Consider the following 17,670-nt stretch of genomic DNA (forward strand, 5'->3'; position numbering starts at 1 on the left):
AACATGGCTGAATACAGAATTTCAGAGCACGCGGTCCGGCTGGAGGCGGAGCCCGGCGTGGAGTTGGACGGAACGCTGAGCGTGCCGGAGTCGGTCTCGGGCGTGGTGCTGTTCGCGCACGGCAGTGGCAGCAGCCGCTTCAGTCCGCGCAACCAGTACGTCGCGCGAGTGATGCAGCAGGCGGGGCTGGCGACACTGCTCATGGACCTGCTCACGCAGGAGGAGGAAGAAGCCGAGCGGTGGACGCGGCACCTGCGCTTCGACATCGAATTGCTGGCGGGGAGGCTCGTGGGGGCCGCGCGGTGGCTGGCACGGGTGCCGGGGCTGGGGGGCAAGCCGCTGGGGCTGATCGGTTCGAGCACGGGGGCGGGAGCGGCGCTGGTGGCAGCGGGGCGGATGCCCGAAGCCATCCAGGCGGTGGTGTCCCGGGGCGGCCGTCCGGACCTCGCGGGCGCCGTGCTGCCGGCGGTGCGAGCGCCGACCCTGCTCATCGTGGGTGGGGATGACACGCAAGTGATTGAGCTCAACCAGGAGGCGTTGGAGGCGCTGCGCTCGCACAAGCGGCTGGAGATCGTCCCCGGGGCGACCCATCTCTTCGAGGAGCCGGGGACATTGGAACAGGCGGCGAGGCTGGCCCGGGACTGGTTCCTCCAGCACCTGGCCACGGCCGCGCGGGAGCGTCCGTTCGGCGGGGCTCCACCATGAGCCCGCGCATCGCGGTGGTGGGGGGCGTGGCCACGGACTACCTGGTGCACGGGCCGTCGTTTCCGGAGCCGGGAGGCAGCGCCGAGGGTGACGTCTTCCAGGAGGCGCTCGGAGGAAAGGGGGCCAACGGCGCGGTGGCCGCCGTGAGGTTGGGTGCGCGGGCCTCGCTGGTGGCGCGAGTGGGGTCGGATGGTCGCGGCCTGCGACAGGTGGCGTGGCTGGAGCGGGAAGGCGTCGCGATGGAGGGGGTGGTGCCTGATCCGGATGCGCCCTCAAGCGCGGTGCTGGTGATGGTGGATGGGCGCGGGAGGAAGCAGACCTTCTTCTCGCCGGGCGCCAATCACAGACTGTCCATCCGGGATGTGTTGCGGAGCGCGGAGCGGATCGCGACCGCGAAGGTATTGCTCGTGCAGTTGGAGGTGCCGCTGGGCGCGGTCCAGGCAGCGGTCCGTCTGGCGCGAGCGGCCGGAGTCCGGGTGGTGTTGGATCCCGCGCCAGCCGTGCCGCTGCCGGAGGTGCTGCTGGAGGATGTGCACGTCATCCGGCCCAACGCTGTCGAGGCGCGGGTGCTGACAGGCATCCCGGTGCATGGCCGTGCCTCCGCGCGAAGAGCCGCGAGGAACCTGCTGCTGCGCGGCGTGGGAGCCGCCATCATCGCGGCACCCGGAGGCAGTCTGCTGGTGTCGAGGGAGGAGGAGGCCTGGCTGCCCGACCTGCCAGTGGACACGGTGGATACCACTGGAGCGGGAGATGCGTTCTCCGCTGCGCTCAGTGTCGCCCTGTCCGAAGGCCAGCCGCTGCTCACCGCCGCGCGCTTCGCGCACGCCGCCGCCGCCATCGCGACAACACGGCTGGGAGCGCAGGCGGGATTGCCGTACCGGGATGAAGTGGAGGGCCTGCTCGCGGACGTGGTGCCAGACGTCCAGTTCGCGCCGCCGTAGCGAAGACCTCCGAGACACATCTTCCGCTGTCTCACCCTGTCCTCAGGGCGGAGCGTGGAGCGAACCGTCGCCAGTGTGCTGAGGTGCACCACGGGATTCGTCGAGGCTGTCAGCTCCACCCAGGGCTACGATGCCGCGCTTCAATGTGGCGTTGGGGGGACTCATGAGATGGGTTTCGGTGATCGGGCTGTTGTTCCTTCTGTCGGGATGTGCGACCGCCCGTGTTGTCCATATCGATACCGGGAACGGTCAGCGCAGGGTCCACGAGTCAGTGGCCGCTGAGCCGGTCGAGGTGAATGAGGCCGAGTTCAAGGTTGCGCTCGCGCAGCTCATCCTCGACATGCACATGGACGTTGCCTTCCGCGAGGCTGAAGAGGCGGACGCGCGTGGTTGGGTGCGCTCCAGGACGCTGCTCGCATCCTCGAATGGACTGGTGGATTCTGGTTCGAGGAGTTCTCCTAAGTCGCTGTATGCGCGCATCTGCCCCGAACCGGATGACTGCCTGTCCCTGATGGCTGGGACAGGGCTGACGTTCTCGCGCAAGGACCGGACTCTCATGGCCCTGTCCTTCGCGCTCGATAACGTGTGGGCGAGCGTCGAGGCGGAAGTCGGCAAGATGCTGAACCCGGCCGCACTCAAGGCCATGGTGACCTCGGCGGCCCTGAGCGTTCTTCTCACGATGACCTTGCCTGAGCCCGTCACCAAGGTCATCGCGGTCGCGCTGACGGCAGCGATGGTGGCCTACCTCGGTGTGGTGCCGGTCTGGCGGATGGGTCAAGGCTTCATCCAGTTGTGGGAGGATGCGGGCAAGGCCGTGAGCGTCATCGAGTTGCAAGACATCGGGCACCGGTTCGGGCGGGTGTTGGGAACGAACGGCACGCGCGTCCTCGTGCTGCTGGTCACCGCGGCCCTTGGCGGAAGGAGCGCGATGGCGGCTCAGGGCCCCAGACTGCCGGGCTTCACCCAGGCCGCACGGCGAGGACAGGCCGAGGCGGGATTCCCACTGCGAGCAGCCCTGAACGGTGGCGTGACCTCCATCGCGATGCCCGCCGCTGGAGTGCTCAACGTGGCGCTGGCTCCGGGAGCGGCCGCGGCTCTGGCGATGTACTCGGACAACCGGATTCCGGGCGACGCCGAGGGGCCGGTTCACCACATCTGCACGAACAAGAACCGGGTCTCTGCCGTGTCAGGAGGGCCCTGGACACCCGCGTGCGAGGAAATCTTCGAAAAGGCCGGGATGACGCTTGAGGATGCCGCGAACAAGGTGCGGCTCAAGGGGCATGAAGGGCCTCATCCCGAGCTTTATCACAACCAAGTTGTGAATCGCCTGCAGGCGTCCGTGAGAACTTGCAGGAGCACGGAGGTCTGTCGTGCGAAGTTGCTGAACGAGCTCGCGAAGATTGCGAGTGAGCTGCTTGCGCCGGGTTCGGAGTTGCGTCGCTACATCGTGAAGTAGGAGGACGGAGTGAGGCGGAACTTCTACTGGGTGAATATCGCGGATGTGCCTCAATGGTATGTAGCGACTCCTGTGCCTGCATCAGGCGGCTCATTCAATGAGCCGTGGATGTTCGGAGAAGGCCATCCTCTTCCGGACCCTGGACCCATCAAGGCTCGGGTCAGGAGCCCTGGGCCGAAACGCGCCTTCGTGTTCGCGGGGGTTGAGCGCACGCCGGTCGTCAGCGAGGCGGTCGCGAACGTCTTCAGGCTGCACGCTCCCGGCGACGTTCAACTGTTCCCAGTCCGCGTGGAAGGGGAAGCTGATGGGTATCTTGTCGTCAATGCGGCCAGGACGGTCGATTGCATTGACGAGGCGAAGTGCCGGGAGGGGCAGCACTACGCCGAAGACGACCCTTTTCCTGAATATGCAGGGGAGTACCGGTGGATCAACGGTCTGCGCATCGACCCTGCGAGGACTGACGGCGCGCATGTCTTGCGGCCGAAGCGATTCAGGACGGCATTCATCGTGTCGGAGGAGATCAAGGAGGCACTCGAACAGGTCGGGAACCTGGGGGTCGTGTTCGAGCGCGTGACGACACCCGATGGAGGAGGAGATGAGCAGCAGGCCTGAGTGACTGGAGCTCAGTTCCGGCACGCAGTCACTTCTTGGCCCGCTGTCGCTCCAATGCCCGCTGCACGCGCGCTTCCTTCTCCTGCTTCTTTCGCAGCTTCTGCTGGACCTCGCCCTCGAACGACAGTTGCTCCATGAACGCATCCAGCTCCTGCCGCGACAGGACCGGGCATTTCCAGTCCAGGTCCCGCATGCGCTGCAGGAACGCATCCGGGATCGCGACGCCGTAACGCAGGACGTAGTACGGAAGATCCGTCCGCCAGTGCCAGACGCCATCCGTCAGAGCATGGTGGGGCGCGATGTTCTTCTCGCCCGTGAACCAGTCACTCAGCCGCCCCGAACTGACCGCGAAGACGACGCCCGACGCGAGATAGCGCCCGATCCGACTGCGCTCCGCCTCTGGAATCTTCCCGCGCGCTTCCACGATCGACGGACCCTCGTCGGATCCCGGCTCAAGCTCACGAAAGTCCCCCGCGAATTGGAGCGGCATGCGCCCTTCCTACCAGCGCGAAGCATCTCCGCGCACGGCGGCGACCCCGCGTCCCCACCGCACGCAGCCGCGTCCCGCCAGAAGCCCGGAAACCCCCGCCATCCTCGCAGGACAGTTCATCCCAGGCCGATTTGTCGGCCTCCCGACACAGTTGGATCCGTACGTTCCTCGTGCGCCACAGGGCCTTCCCGGCAGCCGCTGCCAGACGTGCAATCGCGGCTTACTTCGAGACTGAACGAGATGTTTTCCAGCGTGGATGTTCGTGTCGCTGCGCACTGGAAACCCGCACGGCGTACTGTCATCTTGAAGGGACTTTCGCGGCGCGGCAGGACGGTTGAAGGGAAGGCAGGGCGGAAGTCGTCCAAGGTCTTGCGGACCGAACGTATTGGGATGTGCTGGACGGAAAACTGTTCCGTCCCGGGGCTGTAAAAACTCCCCGAAACCGAGGGGTGTCTGCCGATGAGCTGGGACCCAGGCCGCATCCGAGTGTCGCAAAAGCGAAGCGGATCAACCGGTTGGCTCGCCCGACCGCGTGAACCGGAAAACCCCGGCTCCTGGCACACGGCTCGCATCGGCCGCTGACGCTGTCCTCACCCCCACTTCGCATTCCCTGGTTCCCGGTCCCTCGTGCTCGCCCAGTCGCCTCTCATCTGTTCCTGCGGTCAGCCCCACTCGGACGCGGAGGCGTGTCCCACGCTGATGCGCGGGCTGGACCTCAACGGCGGCACGATTCTCTACGCCGGCACGCCGCCGCCGGGACCCGCGGCGTCGCTGCCCGCTCCGCCCACGCCCATGTCGTCTCCCACGCCGGTGGTGCCTTCCCTCGTGGGCCAGGAGTTCGGCCGCTTCCGCGTCGTGCGCGAGCTGGGCCGCGGCGGCATGGGCACCGTGTTCCTCGCGGAGCACACGCTCATCCAGAAGCGCGTGGCCATCAAGGTGCTCCACGCGCACCTGGCCCAGGCCCCGGAGCTCGTCGCGCGCTTCCTCTCCGAAGCCCGCACGCTCACGCTCGTGCAGCACGAGAACGTCGTCACCCTCTACGACCTGGACTCGCGCGACGGGCGCCCGTACCTCGTCATGGAGTACCTGGAGGGGGACAGCCTGGCCAACTTCGCCCGCGGCCCCATGGCCCCGGCGCTGGTGGTGGACCTGATGACGCAGGTGTGTGACGCCCTGGGCGCCGCGCACTCGCACGGCATCGTCCACCGCGACCTGAAGCCCGCCAACGTCTTCCTCGTCCCCAGCCCCAGCGGCAAGCAGCGCGTGAAGCTGCTCGACTTCGGCATCGCCAAGCTCCTGTCCCGCCCCGCCGGGGAGATGACCACCGAGGTGGGCGTCCTCCTGGGTACGCCGGAGTTCATGGCCCCCGAGCAGTGCGGCGACGGCATCGTGGACGCGCGCAGCGACCTCTACGCGGCCGGCGTGCTCGCGTACCTGCTGCTCACCGGCCAGGTGCCCTTCTACGGCCGCACCGCCGCCGAAATCCTGGTGGGCCACCTGCAGAAGGACCCCGTCCCGCCGCACGAGCTGAACCCCGCCGTGCCGGAGGCCCTGTCGAAGGTGCTGCTGCGCGCGCTGGCCAAGCGGCCCGAGCACCGCTTCGCCTCCGCCGCGGAGCTGAAGACGGCCCTGGAGGCGTCGCTCGCGCCGCCGCCCGCGCCCACCGCCCCGCCGCTCACCGCGCTCCTGCGCGGCCAGGGCACGCAGGCCCCCGTGGAGCTCAAGGGCGAGTGGGTGGGCCGCTCCGGCCTCTTCTTCCAGTCATCCGCCCCGCCTCCCGCGCTCCTGTCGGACGTGTCGCTGGTGCTGCGGCTGCCTGGCGGCGAGCTGCCGTGCACCGCGCAGGTGGTGCGCCACGTCACCGCCGAGCAGGCCCAGGCGTGGAACATGTCCCCGGGCTTCGGTGTCCAGCTGCGCGACGCGAGCCCCGCCTTCCAGGCCCAGCTGGCCCAGCTTCGCAACGCCGCGCGCGCGACGTCCGCGCAGAGCGCCGCCACCGCCGCCATCCCCACGCCCGAGGACGCGCAGGCGGAGGCGGTCCTCCAGGGGTTCCGCCGGCGGCTCGCCGGGGACCCGTACGCCGTGCTGGAGCTGCCGCGCGACGCCACGCTGGAGGCCGTGCGCACCGCGGCCCAGCGCGCTCGCGGGGCGCTGGAGCTGCTCAAGGCCCGCCCGCTGTCGGAGGGCCAGCGCGCCCAGGTGGACCGCGCGCTGGAGCGCGTGTCCGGAGCGCTCCATACGCTGGGGCACGTGGAGCGGCGCGTGGAGTACGACGCCACGCTGGGCAACGTGGAGGGCATCGAGCGGTGCCTCGCAGCGGGCCTCACCGCCACCATGCTGGAGCAGTGCCGCCGCCGCTTCCTCGCGGGCAACACCGGCCGCGAGGGCCGCGCCGCCGTCCACCGGCTGTCCGGTGACGCGCTCGCGTCCGTGGGCCGGCTGGAGGAGGCGCTCGCCGCCTACGAGCTGGCGGTCCGCGCGGACCCGTTGGATTTGGAGGGGCTCAAGCGCTGGCGCTTCCTCCGGGCCCGGGTGCGGGGCTCGGCCGCTCCCCGGTAGAGGAGCCGGGCTCGCATCCATCCCGGGGGCGTCTTGCGTATGGGAGAGCAGACCCCGTTAACTCCTCCTCTCCCATGGCTTCCGAACCCGACGACAAGCTGCCGCCCCAGGGGCGCTTCAACCGCCTGCGCAAGCTGGCGGGCCTCTCCATGCACGTGGGCTCGGAGGTGCTCAAGGCGGGCGCCAAACAGCTGTCCGGGAGCAGCCCCACGGACCTGCTCAGCCTGGGCACCGCGGAGAAGCTGGTGGCCACGCTGGGGGAGATGAAGGGCGCGGCCATGAAGCTGGGCCAGGCCCTCTCCATGGACCCGGACCTGCTCACCCCGGAGGTGCGGCAGATGATGGCCAAGCTGCAGAACCAGGCCCCCGCCATGTCCTACGCGCAGGTGTCGCGCGTGGTGCAGGAGGAGCTGGGCGCGCCGCCGGAGGCGCTGTTCAAGGAGTTCTCCCCGGACGCGCTCGCCGCCGCGTCCCTGGGCCAGGTGCACCGTGCGGTGCTGCATGACGGCCGCCCCGTCGCCGTGAAGGTGCAGTACCCCGGCATCGACGTGTCCATGGGCCACGACATGGACAACCTGGGGCTTGTCGTGAAGACGGTGTCCAAGACGTCGCGGATGATGGACGGCACCGCCTACTTCCAGGAGTTCCGCGACGAGCTCATGCTGGAGCTGGACTACCGCCGCGAGGCGAAGCTCGCGCAGGGCTTCGCGAAGAGCGTGGCGCGGCTGCCGGACCTGTACGTGCCCCAGGTCATCGAGGAGCGCAGCGCCCGCCGCGTGCTCACGCTGGAGCTGTTGGAGGGCCAGACGCTCAAGGACTGGGTGACGACGTCGCCGGACGCTGGCGAGCGCTTCCGCGTCGCGCGCCAGCTCATCCGCGCCACCTACGGGCCCTTCCTGGACGCGGGCGAAATCCACGCCGACCCGCACCCCGGCAACTTCATGGTGATGCCGGACGGGCGCATGGGGCTGTTGGACTTCGGCTCCATCAAGCGCTTCAGCCCGGGCTTCGTCGCGTCCAACCGCCGCATGTTCCAGCAGGCGCTGCGGCTGGAGACGCTGGACGTGCTGGGCCTGTGCCGGGAGGTGGGCTTCTCCGTGGAGCTGCCGGAGGCGGAGGCGGAGGCGCTCCTGCGCGAGGTGCTCCACATCGCCGGGCGGCCCATGCGCACGGCGCCGTATGACTACGGCACCTGCGACATCAACCGCGACATGCGCAACCACTTCACGCGCAACGCCGCGCGCATGATGCGCATCCGGCCGCCCCCGGAGGCGATGATGTTCTTCCGCGCCACCGGTGGCCTGGCGCAGAACCTGCGCCTCGTGAGCGCGCAGGGCGACTTCCGGCAGGTGTTCCTGGAGGTCGGCGCGCTCGTGGGCGAGTAGGTCAGGTGCCCGCGGCGACGCGCGGGCGCTTGTGCAGCCGTTCCAGCTTGCGCGCCAGGTCCGCGCCCTGCGTGCTCTTGGACAGGTAGCCGTCCGCGCCCGCCGCCAGCGCCAGCGCGCGCAGCTTCGACTCGTCGGAGGCGGAGTAGAGGACGAAGCGGGTGTTCTCCGGCGCCTGCTGCCGGGCCAGCGTCAGCACCTTGTCGCCGCTCAGCGCGGGGATGTTCACGTCCAGGAGCACCAGGTCCGGCGCCGTGGTGCGCACCAGGTTGGAGACCCCCAGGGACGAACGGTGCGTCCGCACCTCGAAGTTGTACGAGGACAATGAGCGCTCGGTCAGCGCGAGCTGGTCCGGGTCATCGTCCACGATGAGGACGCGAATCTTGGTCTCCGACATGGTGGCTCCCCCTGGAACCGACAGTTGGGTGCCCCGGTCGGCAGGATGCCGCCCCAAGGAAGACAGTGGACCCGGGCACTTCCCGAGTATGACCCACCCCCCTCCCTTCTGGCCACCCTCCCTGGAATTTTCTGGAAACTTCCGATTGAAACCACCTGTCTCACCCCGCCGGGTGGGCGACCTGGAGGCTCGTCCCTAGCCTTGGAATGGACGAGCGCCACGCGGCAGGTGTGGGTGGCCTCCCGACCTGGAGGGACCCGATGACATCCCAGCGGAAGGGACAAGGCCCGGAGTCGCGGGCGCACGCCATGGAGGCCCGCGCGGAGGCCCGGCGGCTGGAGTCCCTGGCGGCGCAGGCGCAGGCGGAGGCCTACACCGCGCTCTCCCAGGCCTGCGCGCGGCGGGCCCAGGCATTGAAGGCCGTGGTCCTGGCGGATCAGTCCGTGGCCCGGGTGGGGGGGAGCGAGTACGAGCGGAACTGGGCCTGGCATGACGGACAACGGGCGGAGCTCCACGCGGAGCTGATGGAGCGCGAGGCTTCCATCCACGCGACACAGGCCCGCCGGGCGGAGGCAGAGGCGGGCCGGGCGGAAGCGGAGGCGCAGGTGTCCTCGCAGAAGGCGCAGCTGAGCCCCATCGAGAGGCTCGCCACTCCACCGCCAGGAGTGCAGGGCGCCTGACCGCCGGGCAGGCGGCGATGGTGGGTTCCATCCCCGGGTCTGCATGGGACAGGGGCCCTCCCTAGCTTGAGACAGACGCGCCCGAATCCCCTGGCGCGCCGACAGGGAGCCGCGCCACGTGCAACGCCACGACATCATCGTCATCGGCGCATCCATGGGGGGCGTGGAGGCGCTGACCGCGCTCGCGGGGCAGCTGCCCAAGGATCTGGCCGCCTGCGTGCTGCTGGTGCTGCACGTGCCGGCGCAGCACCGCAGCTACCTGCCGGAGATCCTCACCCGCTCCGGCCCGCTGCCCGCCCACCATCCCCAGGACGGAGAGCCGCTGTCACGGGGGCGCATCTACGTGGCGCCCAATGACAGACACCTGCTGGTGGAGCAGGACCGCGTGAGGGTGATGAAGGGCCCCAAGGAGAACGGGCACCGGCCCGCGGTGGATCCGCTGTTCCGCTCGGCCGCGAGCGCCCATGGCTCGCGCGTGGTGGGGGTGGTGCTGACCGGCGCGCTGGACTGTGGCACCAGCGGCCTCATGGCGGTGAAGCGGGAGGGGGGGCTGGCGGTGGTGCAGGACCCGCGCGACGCGCTCTGTCCGGACATGCCGCGGAGCGCGCTGGAGTACGTGGCGGTGGACCACTGCGTGCCCCTGGAGGACATGGGGACGCTGCTGACGCGGCTGGTGGAGATGCCCGTCGCGCCGCGCTCGCGCAAGCGGTCGCGGCAGGTGGAGACGGAGGTGAAGGCGATGAAGGTGGACATTCCCTCCATGGACGACCCGCCTTCGCCCATGGTGTACGCGAAGCCGTCCTATTACGGCTGCCCCGACTGCGGCGGCGTGCTCTTTGAATTGGAGGAGAACGGCCTGCTGCGCTTCCGCTGCCGCACGGGCCATGCGTACACGGCGGAGGCGTTGTCCGGCTCGCAGCAGAACCAGTTGGACGGCGCGATGTGGGCCGCGCTGCGCGCGCTGGAGGAGAGCGCGTCCCTGTCGCGCCGGCTGGCGGCGCAGGCCCGGCAGCGCAGCCATGAGCGCTCCGCGCTGCGCTTCGAGGAGCGCGCCCGCACGGCCGAGGCCCAGGTGCAGCTCTTGCGTCAGACGGTGCTCGCGGCGCCTCCGTCCGGCGCGGCGTCCCTGGAGGCCGACGCCTCCGACGAGACGGAGCAGTTGGGCTGAAGACCCCGGGCGTCAGCGCGCTCCGCCGCGCGCCGGAGGGGGCGCGGCCTTCAACGCGGGGAAGGTGAGTGTGAACACCGCGCCGCCTTCAGGACGGTTGGCCGCGGTGAGCGTGCCGCCCGACTGCGTCACCACGCCGTGGGCCATGGACAGCCCCAGGCCGGTGCCCTTGTCGCCCTTGGTGGTGAAGAAGGGCTTGAAGATGTCGCGCAGGTGCTCCTCCGGGATGCCGGTGCCCTCGTCCTCCACCGTGAGCCGCACCGTCCTCCCGAACCGGAAGGCCCGCACGCGGATGACGCCGCCCCGGGGCATGGCGTCGCGCGCGTTGATGATCAGGTTGATGATGACGTAGCGCAGCTCCATGGCGGAGCCGCACACCTGGGGCAGCCCGTTGGGCAGCTCCACGTCCAGGCGCAGGGCATGGCCGCCCTGGCGCGCCTGGTGCTCGATGCCGCCCCGGACGATCTCCACCGCGTCGCGGACCACGTTCATCAACTGGACGCGCTCCAGGACGGTGCCGGGCTTGCTGCGGGAGAAGTCCTGGAGCCGGTCCACGCGCGCCTCCGCGTCGGACACGACGCGCGCGAGCGCTTCCAGGTGCTGCTGGCCCTGGCCCGTGGGGGCCACGTCGCGCTGGAGCAGCTCCAGCCGCAGCCGCATGGCGTCGAGCGTGGAGCGCAGGTCGTGCGCGATGCCCGCCGCCAGCTCCCCCAGGGCGCGCACCTTCTCGCGCTCCAGCAGCGTGGCGCGCGCGGTCGCCAGCTCCTCCTCGGCGCGCGCCTGCTCGGTGATGTCGCGCGCGAGCACCAGCACCTGCCCCTGCATGTGGCCGGTGACGCGCTCGGCGCGCACCTCCAACACCTGGGGTTGGGCGTCGCGCACCTGCCGGTAACGCATGACGCGCGCGCCTTCGGGGAGCGCGAGCACCGCCGCGGCCTCCGCCTGGCCCACGTCGCGCAGGGCCATGCGCTCCGCGCCGTCGTCCTCGCGCCGCCAGGGACCTCGCAGCCGTCCCAGCTCGTGCCAGCGGCTGTTGGCCAGCACCACGCTGGAGGCGTTCATCACCGCGAGCGCGCTGTCGCTGGTCTCCAGCGCCCAGCGCGACAGCTTGAGCGTGATGACCTGGCGCCGGGTGTGCTCCCCCAGTTTGCGCACCAGGGCGGAGTGCTTCTTCATGAGCTCGCGGTACTTGTGCAGGAGCCCCTGGGGCTCCCGCGTGACCGTGTCCTCGCCGGTGGAGGACCCGGGCGGAGGCTCGCGGTGGGGGCTCATGCCTTGAGCTTCTCCTGCAGGAGCCGGTTCTCTTCCAGGAGGGCGGTGGCGCGGGTGGTGTCCTCGAAGAGGATGATGGAGCCCAGCACGTGCGTGTCGGTGATGAGCGGCGTGGACACCAGCGTGGCGCTGCCCTTGCCTCCGTGCGGCAGCTGGTAGGGGATGCTCTCCATTCGCAGCGAGCGCTTCTCCTGCAGGTGGCGGCGCAGCTTGAGCAGCAGCGCGCGCTTCAGCGCGGGCACGTGCAGGGACCACAGGAGCTGGCCCACCGTTTCGCGCTCGGTGAGGCCCAGCAGCCGCTCCGCGGCCAGGTTCCACGTGGTGATGCGGCCGTCGCCGTCCAGCACCAGCACCGCGGCGGAGAGGGTGCGGATGATGGTGCGCTGGCAGAAGGTGAGCGCGTCCATCTCCAGCGTGCGGTGCGCCAGCTCGCGGTTGGTGGCGTCCAGCTCCGAGTTGGCGGACTGGAGCTCCTCGTTGGTCGTCTCCAGCTCCTCGTTGGTGGACTGGAGCTCCTCGTTGGTCGTCTGCAGCTCCTCGTTCGCGGACTGGAGCTCCTCGTTGGTCGTCTCCAGCTCCTCGTTGGACGCGCGCAGCTCCTCCGTGGAGGACTGCATGCGCAGCTGCATGGCCTGCAGCTCCTCCTGCGCCGCGCGCAGGTTCTGCTCCACGCCGCGCAGGTGGGTGATGTCGTGGACGGTGTACAGCAGGCCCTGATGCCGGCCCCCCCCCGCCTCCCGCAGGGGCACCACCTGGATGCGCAGGGCGAGGGGGTCTCCGTTGGAGACCTCCATCACCCCGTCGGCCACCTCCCGCTCGGAGTTGCCGGAGCGCACGCGCTGGCTCTGTTCGATGAGCAGATCGCCGCTGAGGCCGGGCAGGCCCAGCGTCGCCAGCTTCTTGCCCAGCATCTCGCCCTCGTTGCGGTTCCACATCCGGGCCGCCGCGCGGCTCCACAGCGTCACCGTGCCGTCGTTGTCCGTGGCGATGTGCGGACAGGGGTGCGAGTCCAGGAGGTTGCGCAGGAACGAGCGTTCGGTGTCGAAGGTGGGCTCGAGGAGGCGCGGCAGGGTCGTGGGCTCTGGAGGCAGACGGTCCTGCGTGGTGCTGGTCACCTCCGGCTGGCCGTCCTTGCGGTAGATGCGCCGGGCCAGGTCGATGGGCCGGAAGAGCCGGGCCGCGAAGGGGATGAGCTCCGAGCGGCCCAGCACCATCAGGCCGTTGCGGCGCAGCGCGAACTGGAAGCGTGCCAGCACCCGCTTCTGCAGCTCCGAGTCCAGGTAGATGAAGACGTTGCGGCACAGGATGATGTCGATGCGCGACACCGGCGCGTCCGACACCAGGTTGTTCACGCCGAACACCACCGCGCGGCGGATCTCCTTGCGCACCGTGAAGCTGTTGCCGGTGCGCACGAAGAAGCGCGCCAGCCGCTCCGGGGAGACGTTCTCCAACTGCTCCGGCGAATAGATGCCCCGGCGCGCGGTGGCGATGGCGTCCTCGTCCACGTCCGTGCCGAAGACCTTCAGCTCCGCGCCGGGATAGCCCGGCCCCATCGCCTCCGAGGCGATGATGGCCAGCGAGTACGCCTCCTCACCGGTGGCGCAGCCCGCGCTCCAGATGCGCAGCTCCGTGTCCGGCCGCTGGCGGACGAGCTCCCCCACGCTCTGCTCCAGCGCCTGCCAGACCTCCCGGTCCCGGAAGAAGGTCGTGAGCTTGATGAGCATGGATGAGACCAGCGTGCTCACCTCGGTGGGGTCGCGCTCCAGCAGCGACAGGTAGGCCGCCCGGCTCCGGCAACGCGTGGCCTGCATCCGCCGCTCGATGCGCCGTTGCAGCGTGGCCCGCTTGTAATTGCGGAAGTCGAAGTTCCGCACCTGTCGAACCTTCTCCAGGATGGCTTCGAGCTCGCTGTCTCGTGGAGGCTTGGTCGCCATGCGAGAGGACGTAACCCAGTGGGGGTGAAACGGGCAAGACCGGGATCCCCCTCTCTGAGAAGCACTGTCGGCCATACTCTTCGTCTGGGTCTCGGATGATAAAACGTTCGCTGGCCTTCTTCTTCGCCGTTCCCATGCGGGGAGTGGTTTCACAGGGGGCGGCGGGATGGCATAGGGTGGATGGCCCTTCCCAGGGGGTGATGACCAGACGATGGGAAGGCGAGGGTGTCATCCATGGAATTGAACTCAACGGGGCGGGAGATCCGCGTCGCACTGCTGGAGGATCAGCAGGTGTTCCGCGAGAGCCTGGTGGCCCTACTCGAAAGCGCGGGAATGAAGGTCGTGGCCCGGTGCGCGGAAACGAGCTCGTTCCTGTCCAACGTGCGCGCGGCCGCGCCGGACGTGGCGGTGGTGGACCTGCGGCTGGAGCACGTGGGCCGCGAGGGCGCGGAGGACGGCTTGAACGCGCTGAAGTACCTGCATGACTTCCATCCACAGGTGCGCGCGCTGGTGCTCTCCGGTCGTCAGGAGCCGGACGTGGTGGAGCGCTGCTTCCAGGCGGGAGCGGCGGGCTACCTGTGCAAGCTGAACGTGGGCGTGGATGACGTGGTGCGGGCCGTGGGCCGCGTGGCCCGGGGCGAGCGGCTCCTGCCCGTGGACATGCTCCAGGCCAGCGCCATGCACCTGGATGACCTCCAGATGCCGGCCTCCGCGCTGTCGCGGCTGACGCTGCGCGAGCGCGAGGTGCTGGGCTACGTGGCGGCCGGCGCGGACAACCTGAAGATCGCCGCGCACCTGGGCATCACCGAGCGCACGGTGAAGGCCCACCTGACGAGCATCTACCGCAAGCTGGGGCCGGAGAACCGCGCCCAGCTCGCGGTGATGGCGTGCGAGCTGGGCGTGACCCGTCCCGTGCTGGCCTGAGGCCTCTGCCTCAGGGCGACGCGCCGTCCTCCAGCGCTTCCCGGGAACCGCCCAGGTGCTGGAGGAACCACTCCCCGGCGAGCTCGGCCACCTGTTCCAGCTCCGAGTCCTCCTGGAAGTGGTGGGTGGCGCCCGGGATGATGTCCATGCGCTTGTCGGCGCGGAGCGCCTCGTAGGCCCGGCGGTTGATGTCCAGGCCCAGCGTGTCCGCGCCGCCCACCAGCAGCAGCGTGGGGGCCTGCACCTTGGGCAGCACCGCGCCAGCCAGGTCCGGACGGCCGCCCCGCGACACGACGGCCTCCACCTGATCAGGCCGGAAGGCCGCGGCGGAGAGCGCCGCGCCCGCGCCGGTGTGCGCGCCGAAGTAGCCCACGTTCAGGCCCGCCGTGGGGCCCTCGCGTCTGAGCCACCGCGCCGCGCCCGCCATGCGCATGCCCAGCAGGCCCACGTTGAAGCGCAACTGCCGCGTCCTGCGCTCCTCCATCTCCTCGCGGGTGAGCAGGTCCATCAGCAAGGTGCCCAGCCCCATCGCCTGGAACAGGCGCGCGGTCTGCGCGAGCCGTGGACTCTGGAGGCTGCTGTCGCTGCCGCGCGCCAGCACCACCACGCCCCGGGCCCCCGAGGGCACCGCCAGCCGTCCCCGGACGAGGACGGCGTCATCGACCGGCACCATCACCTCACGCTCCAGATGCGTGCGCGCCGCCGGTCTTCCACCACGTTGCGCCTCTGACTCCCGCGCTTCTTCCCACCCGTGGTCCTGCCCTACCGCATTCAACCCCGTTCGTGACCGGGGACCTGGCATACAGGCTCCTCCCGTCTGCGTGTGGCTGGTTACCGCGTCTGGCCAAGACACAGTCTGAACATCACCCCTCCCGTTGTGACCTGCCGGATGGGGCTGGGTGTCCAGCGTAGGACAGGGCCGGCGGGGCAGGCCAGGACGTCCCGGGGCGGGGCTCCAGGGCTTCAGGGCTTCGTGGCCACCACCAGCTCGAAGGGGCCGGGCAGCACGTGCGCGTGCGTGAAGCCCGCGGCGGTGAGCGCCTCCAGGTAGAACTCCACCTCGCGCAGCCGGCTCACGCACGTGTCCACGCCGATGAGGAAGTAGGACCAGAAGAACTGGGCCGCCAGCCGCTCCGGGGTGCGGAACTCCTCGCAGATGAGCACGCGTCCGCCGGAGGGCAGGGCGGCGAACGCGGCCTGCATCAGCGACCGCGCCACCTCCGCGGGCCAGTCATGCAGCACGCGCACGAACGACAGCGCGTCGTAGCCCGTGGGCAGGGGCTCCTTCAGGAAGTCTCCGCCCACGAAGCCCATGCGCTTGTCTGACAGGCCCGCGCGCTCGCGCGTGCGCGCGACAAGGGCTTCCGTGGCGGGCAGGTTGTAGACGTCCACGGCGAGCGTCGGATGCTGACGCAGCAGGGCTTCCGCGAGCGTGCCGTCCCCGCCGCCCACGTCGAGCAGCCGGGACTCGGAGGGCCACAGGGTGCCCGCGTGAGCGCGGAACGTCTCCAGGATGGGGCCCAGTCCCGCGGCCATGCTGGCCTCGAAGCCCTCCACCTGCTCGGGCGTGCGCGGAGGCCAGTCGAACGACGCGGCGGACATGGAGTGCTGGCCGCGCAGCGTCTCCGGCAGTCGGCCGTGCAGCGCCTTCCAGTCGTACTTCTCCCGGTCGCGCTCCAGCGACTTCGGTCCCAGCACGGCCTCCGCCGCCGCGCGCAGGCCGGGCACGCCGCGGTAGCGCGCCGCCTCCAGCGCGTCGCTGGTCTGCTCGCGCTGCACCAGGCCCAGGCTCTCCAGGCAGTCGAGGAACTTGTAGAGCCGCTTGGGGACCAGGCCGTGCTTCGCCGACAGCTCGCCCAGCGTCACCGGGCCGGGCTCCAGCGCGTCCAGCAGGCCCATGCCCAGGGCCGTCTCCACGACGTCCAGCGCGCGGGCGCCGTTGAACAGCAGGTGCAGGAGGGCGCGAGGCGACGGCGCCTCACGCGTGAAGGGAGGCATCTGGCTGCTCATGCGGCTTCATTGTGCTGCTCTTCGATGAGCGCGTCCATGAAGGCGTCCACTTCCTCGGGCGTGTTGTAGAAGTGTGGCGCGGCGCGCAGGAAGCCCCGGTGGCTGCAGATGAAGCCGCGCGCCACCAGCCGCTGGGTCACCCGGGCATCACCGGGGAAGCCCATCGCCACCACGCCGCCGCGCTGGTTTGGTTCGCGCGGCGTCACCACGCGCAGGCCCGCGGCGTCCGCGCGGGCCATCAGCCGGTCGGTGAGCTTCAGCGAGTGCTCGCGCACGGCGTGGATGCCCACGCCCTTGAGCAGCTCCAGGCCGGGCCGGGACAGCAGCACCATCAGCGGCGCGGGCGTGCCGCCCATCATCCGGCGCGCGTCCGGCGCGTAGTCCGTTGTCTGCTGGAAGCCCAGCGGTGACGCGCCGGCCAGCCAGCCGGTGACCGCGGGCCGCAGCGTGGGCAGCAGTCCCGGGCGCACGTACAGGAAGGCGGCCTCGGAGCCGCCCAGCCACTTGTGCGCGCCGCCCATGAGGAAGTCCACGTCCAGCTGGCGCACGTCCACGGGGACGGTGCCCACGGTCTGGTACGCGTCCGTGGCGATGAGCGCCCCGGCCTTGTGCGCGGCCCTCGCGATGCGCGCGACGTCCAGCACGGCGCCGGTGGCGAAGGCCCCGTGCGCGACGCAGACGATGAGTGTCCGCTCGTCGATGGCCGCCTCCAGCGCGGCTTCGTCCACGCGGCCGTCCTTCGACGGGACGACGACCAGCTCCGCCCCGTAGCGCGCGAAGCCCTTCCAGATGAAGGGCACGGTGGGGAACTCCAGGTCGGTGATGACGACGCGGCGGCGCTCTCCGGAGAAGTCCAGGCACGAGGCCAGGCGCGACAGGTGCGCGCTCAGGTTGGTGTCCAGCGCGACGGAACCGGCGGGTGCGCCGATGAGGTCCGCCACGCCGTCCGCGTACGCCTGCATCTGGGACAGCCAGGTGTCCCAGGTGTCATCGCGCCACGCGCGCATCGTGTTCCAGTACTGCGCCAGCACGCCCTCCACCGCCCGGGGCAGCGCCCCGGTGGAGTTGCTGTTGAGGTACGTGCAGGTCTGGAGCAGCGGGTACTCCGCGCGCAGGGCTCCCGGGAGTGCCGCCACG

General features: G+C 70.3%; 16 protein-coding genes. 9 read left to right on the forward strand and 7 right to left on the reverse strand.

Annotation, left to right across the window (positions count from 1 at the left end; translation table 11 throughout):
* Nucleotides 1-3: 3 nt before the first annotated feature.
* The 4 genes from ACX114_RS03090 (at nt 4) to ACX114_RS03105 (ending at nt 3,714) form a co-directional block, all read left to right on the forward strand.
* The gene (locus ACX114_RS03090; RefSeq protein WP_459294536.1) at nt 4-705 is read left to right on the forward strand and encodes a dienelactone hydrolase family protein; all 702 of its coding nucleotides are present in this window, start codon (nt 4-6) and stop codon (nt 703-705) included.
* A complete protein-coding gene (locus ACX114_RS03095; RefSeq protein WP_459294538.1) occupies nt 702-1,646 on the forward strand; it encodes a ribokinase in 945 nt (314 codons plus the stop codon). The genes ACX114_RS03090 and ACX114_RS03095 overlap by 4 nt, the downstream gene beginning before the upstream one ends.
* Nucleotides 1,647-1,809: 163 nt before the next feature.
* Nucleotides 1,810-3,102 (forward strand): AHH domain-containing protein, encoded by a 1,293-nt coding sequence (locus tag ACX114_RS03100; protein ID WP_459294540.1) that lies wholly within the window; start codon nt 1,810-1,812, stop codon nt 3,100-3,102.
* A gap of 9 nt (nt 3,103-3,111) precedes the next feature.
* Nucleotides 3,112-3,714 carry an imm11 family protein gene (locus ACX114_RS03105; protein ID WP_459294542.1) on the forward strand — a complete coding sequence of 201 codons (603 nt, stop codon included), beginning with the start codon at nt 3,112-3,114 and terminating at the stop codon, nt 3,712-3,714.
* 28 nt (nt 3,715-3,742) lie between these two features.
* Here ACX114_RS03105 and ACX114_RS03110 read toward each other — a convergent pair whose 3' ends face one another.
* On the reverse strand, nt 3,743-4,204 hold the full coding sequence (locus ACX114_RS03110; protein ID WP_459294544.1) for a hypothetical protein: 462 nt from the start codon (nt 4,202-4,204) through the stop codon (nt 3,743-3,745).
* 699 nt (nt 4,205-4,903) lie between these two features.
* On the opposite strand from ACX114_RS03110, the gene ACX114_RS03115 reads away from it, so the two are divergent.
* Together ACX114_RS03115 and ACX114_RS03120 are read left to right on the forward strand one after the other, a co-directional pair.
* A complete protein-coding gene (locus ACX114_RS03115; protein ID WP_459294546.1) occupies nt 4,904-6,763 on the forward strand; it encodes a protein kinase domain-containing protein in 1,860 nt (619 codons plus the stop codon).
* Nucleotides 6,764-6,837: 74 nt separating this feature from the next.
* Nucleotides 6,838-8,148, forward strand: coding sequence for an ABC1 kinase family protein (locus ACX114_RS03120; protein WP_459294548.1), 1,311 nt, complete (start codon nt 6,838-6,840; stop codon nt 8,146-8,148).
* Between the two features lies 1 nt (nt 8,149).
* Here the strand turns inward: ACX114_RS03120 and ACX114_RS03125 are convergent, their stop codons facing one another.
* The gene (locus ACX114_RS03125) at nt 8,150-8,545 is read right to left on the reverse strand and encodes a response regulator (RefSeq protein WP_269012947.1); all 396 of its coding nucleotides are present in this window, start codon (nt 8,543-8,545) and stop codon (nt 8,150-8,152) included.
* 260 nt (nt 8,546-8,805) lie between these two features.
* Between ACX114_RS03125 and ACX114_RS03130 the strand changes: the two genes are divergently transcribed.
* A complete protein-coding gene (locus ACX114_RS03130) occupies nt 8,806-9,225 on the forward strand; it encodes a hypothetical protein (protein ID WP_459294550.1) in 420 nt (139 codons plus the stop codon).
* 118 nt (nt 9,226-9,343) lie between these two features.
* Nucleotides 9,344-10,393 carry a chemotaxis protein CheB gene (locus tag ACX114_RS03135; protein WP_459294552.1) on the forward strand — a complete coding sequence of 350 codons (1,050 nt, stop codon included), beginning with the start codon at nt 9,344-9,346 and terminating at the stop codon, nt 10,391-10,393.
* Nucleotides 10,394-10,405: 12 nt separating this feature from the next.
* Here the strand turns inward: ACX114_RS03135 and ACX114_RS03140 are convergent, their stop codons facing one another.
* Nucleotides 10,406-11,665, reverse strand: a complete 1,260-nt coding sequence (locus ACX114_RS03140) for a sensor histidine kinase (protein ID WP_459294554.1) — start codon at nt 11,663-11,665, stop codon at nt 10,406-10,408.
* Complete coding sequence (locus ACX114_RS03145; RefSeq protein WP_459294556.1) at nt 11,662-13,599, reverse strand: CheR family methyltransferase; 1,938 nt, start codon at nt 13,597-13,599, stop codon at nt 11,662-11,664. Before ACX114_RS03145 ends, ACX114_RS03140 begins: the two co-directional genes overlap by 4 nt.
* Before the next feature lie 234 nt (nt 13,600-13,833).
* Between ACX114_RS03145 and ACX114_RS03150 the strand changes: the two genes are divergently transcribed.
* Nucleotides 13,834-14,523 (forward strand): response regulator transcription factor, encoded by a 690-nt coding sequence (locus ACX114_RS03150; protein ID WP_459294558.1) that lies wholly within the window; start codon nt 13,834-13,836, stop codon nt 14,521-14,523.
* 10 nt (nt 14,524-14,533) lie between these two features.
* Here the strand turns inward: ACX114_RS03150 and ACX114_RS03155 are convergent, their stop codons facing one another.
* The 3 genes from ACX114_RS03155 to ACX114_RS03165 form a co-directional block, all read right to left on the reverse strand.
* A complete protein-coding gene (locus ACX114_RS03155; RefSeq protein ID WP_269012953.1) occupies nt 14,534-15,196 on the reverse strand; it encodes a dienelactone hydrolase family protein in 663 nt (220 codons plus the stop codon).
* A gap of 290 nt (nt 15,197-15,486) precedes the next feature.
* Nucleotides 15,487-16,533, reverse strand: a complete 1,047-nt coding sequence (locus ACX114_RS03160; RefSeq protein WP_459294561.1) for a methyltransferase — start codon at nt 16,531-16,533, stop codon at nt 15,487-15,489.
* Entirely contained in the window at nt 16,530-17,669 is a 1,140-nt protein-coding gene (locus tag ACX114_RS03165) for an aminotransferase class V-fold PLP-dependent enzyme (protein WP_459294563.1), read from the reverse strand. The genes ACX114_RS03160 and ACX114_RS03165 overlap by 4 nt, the downstream gene beginning before the upstream one ends.
* Nucleotide 17,670 lies beyond the last annotated feature (1 nt).

It is taken from the genome of Corallococcus sp. M7 (assembly GCF_054512695.1).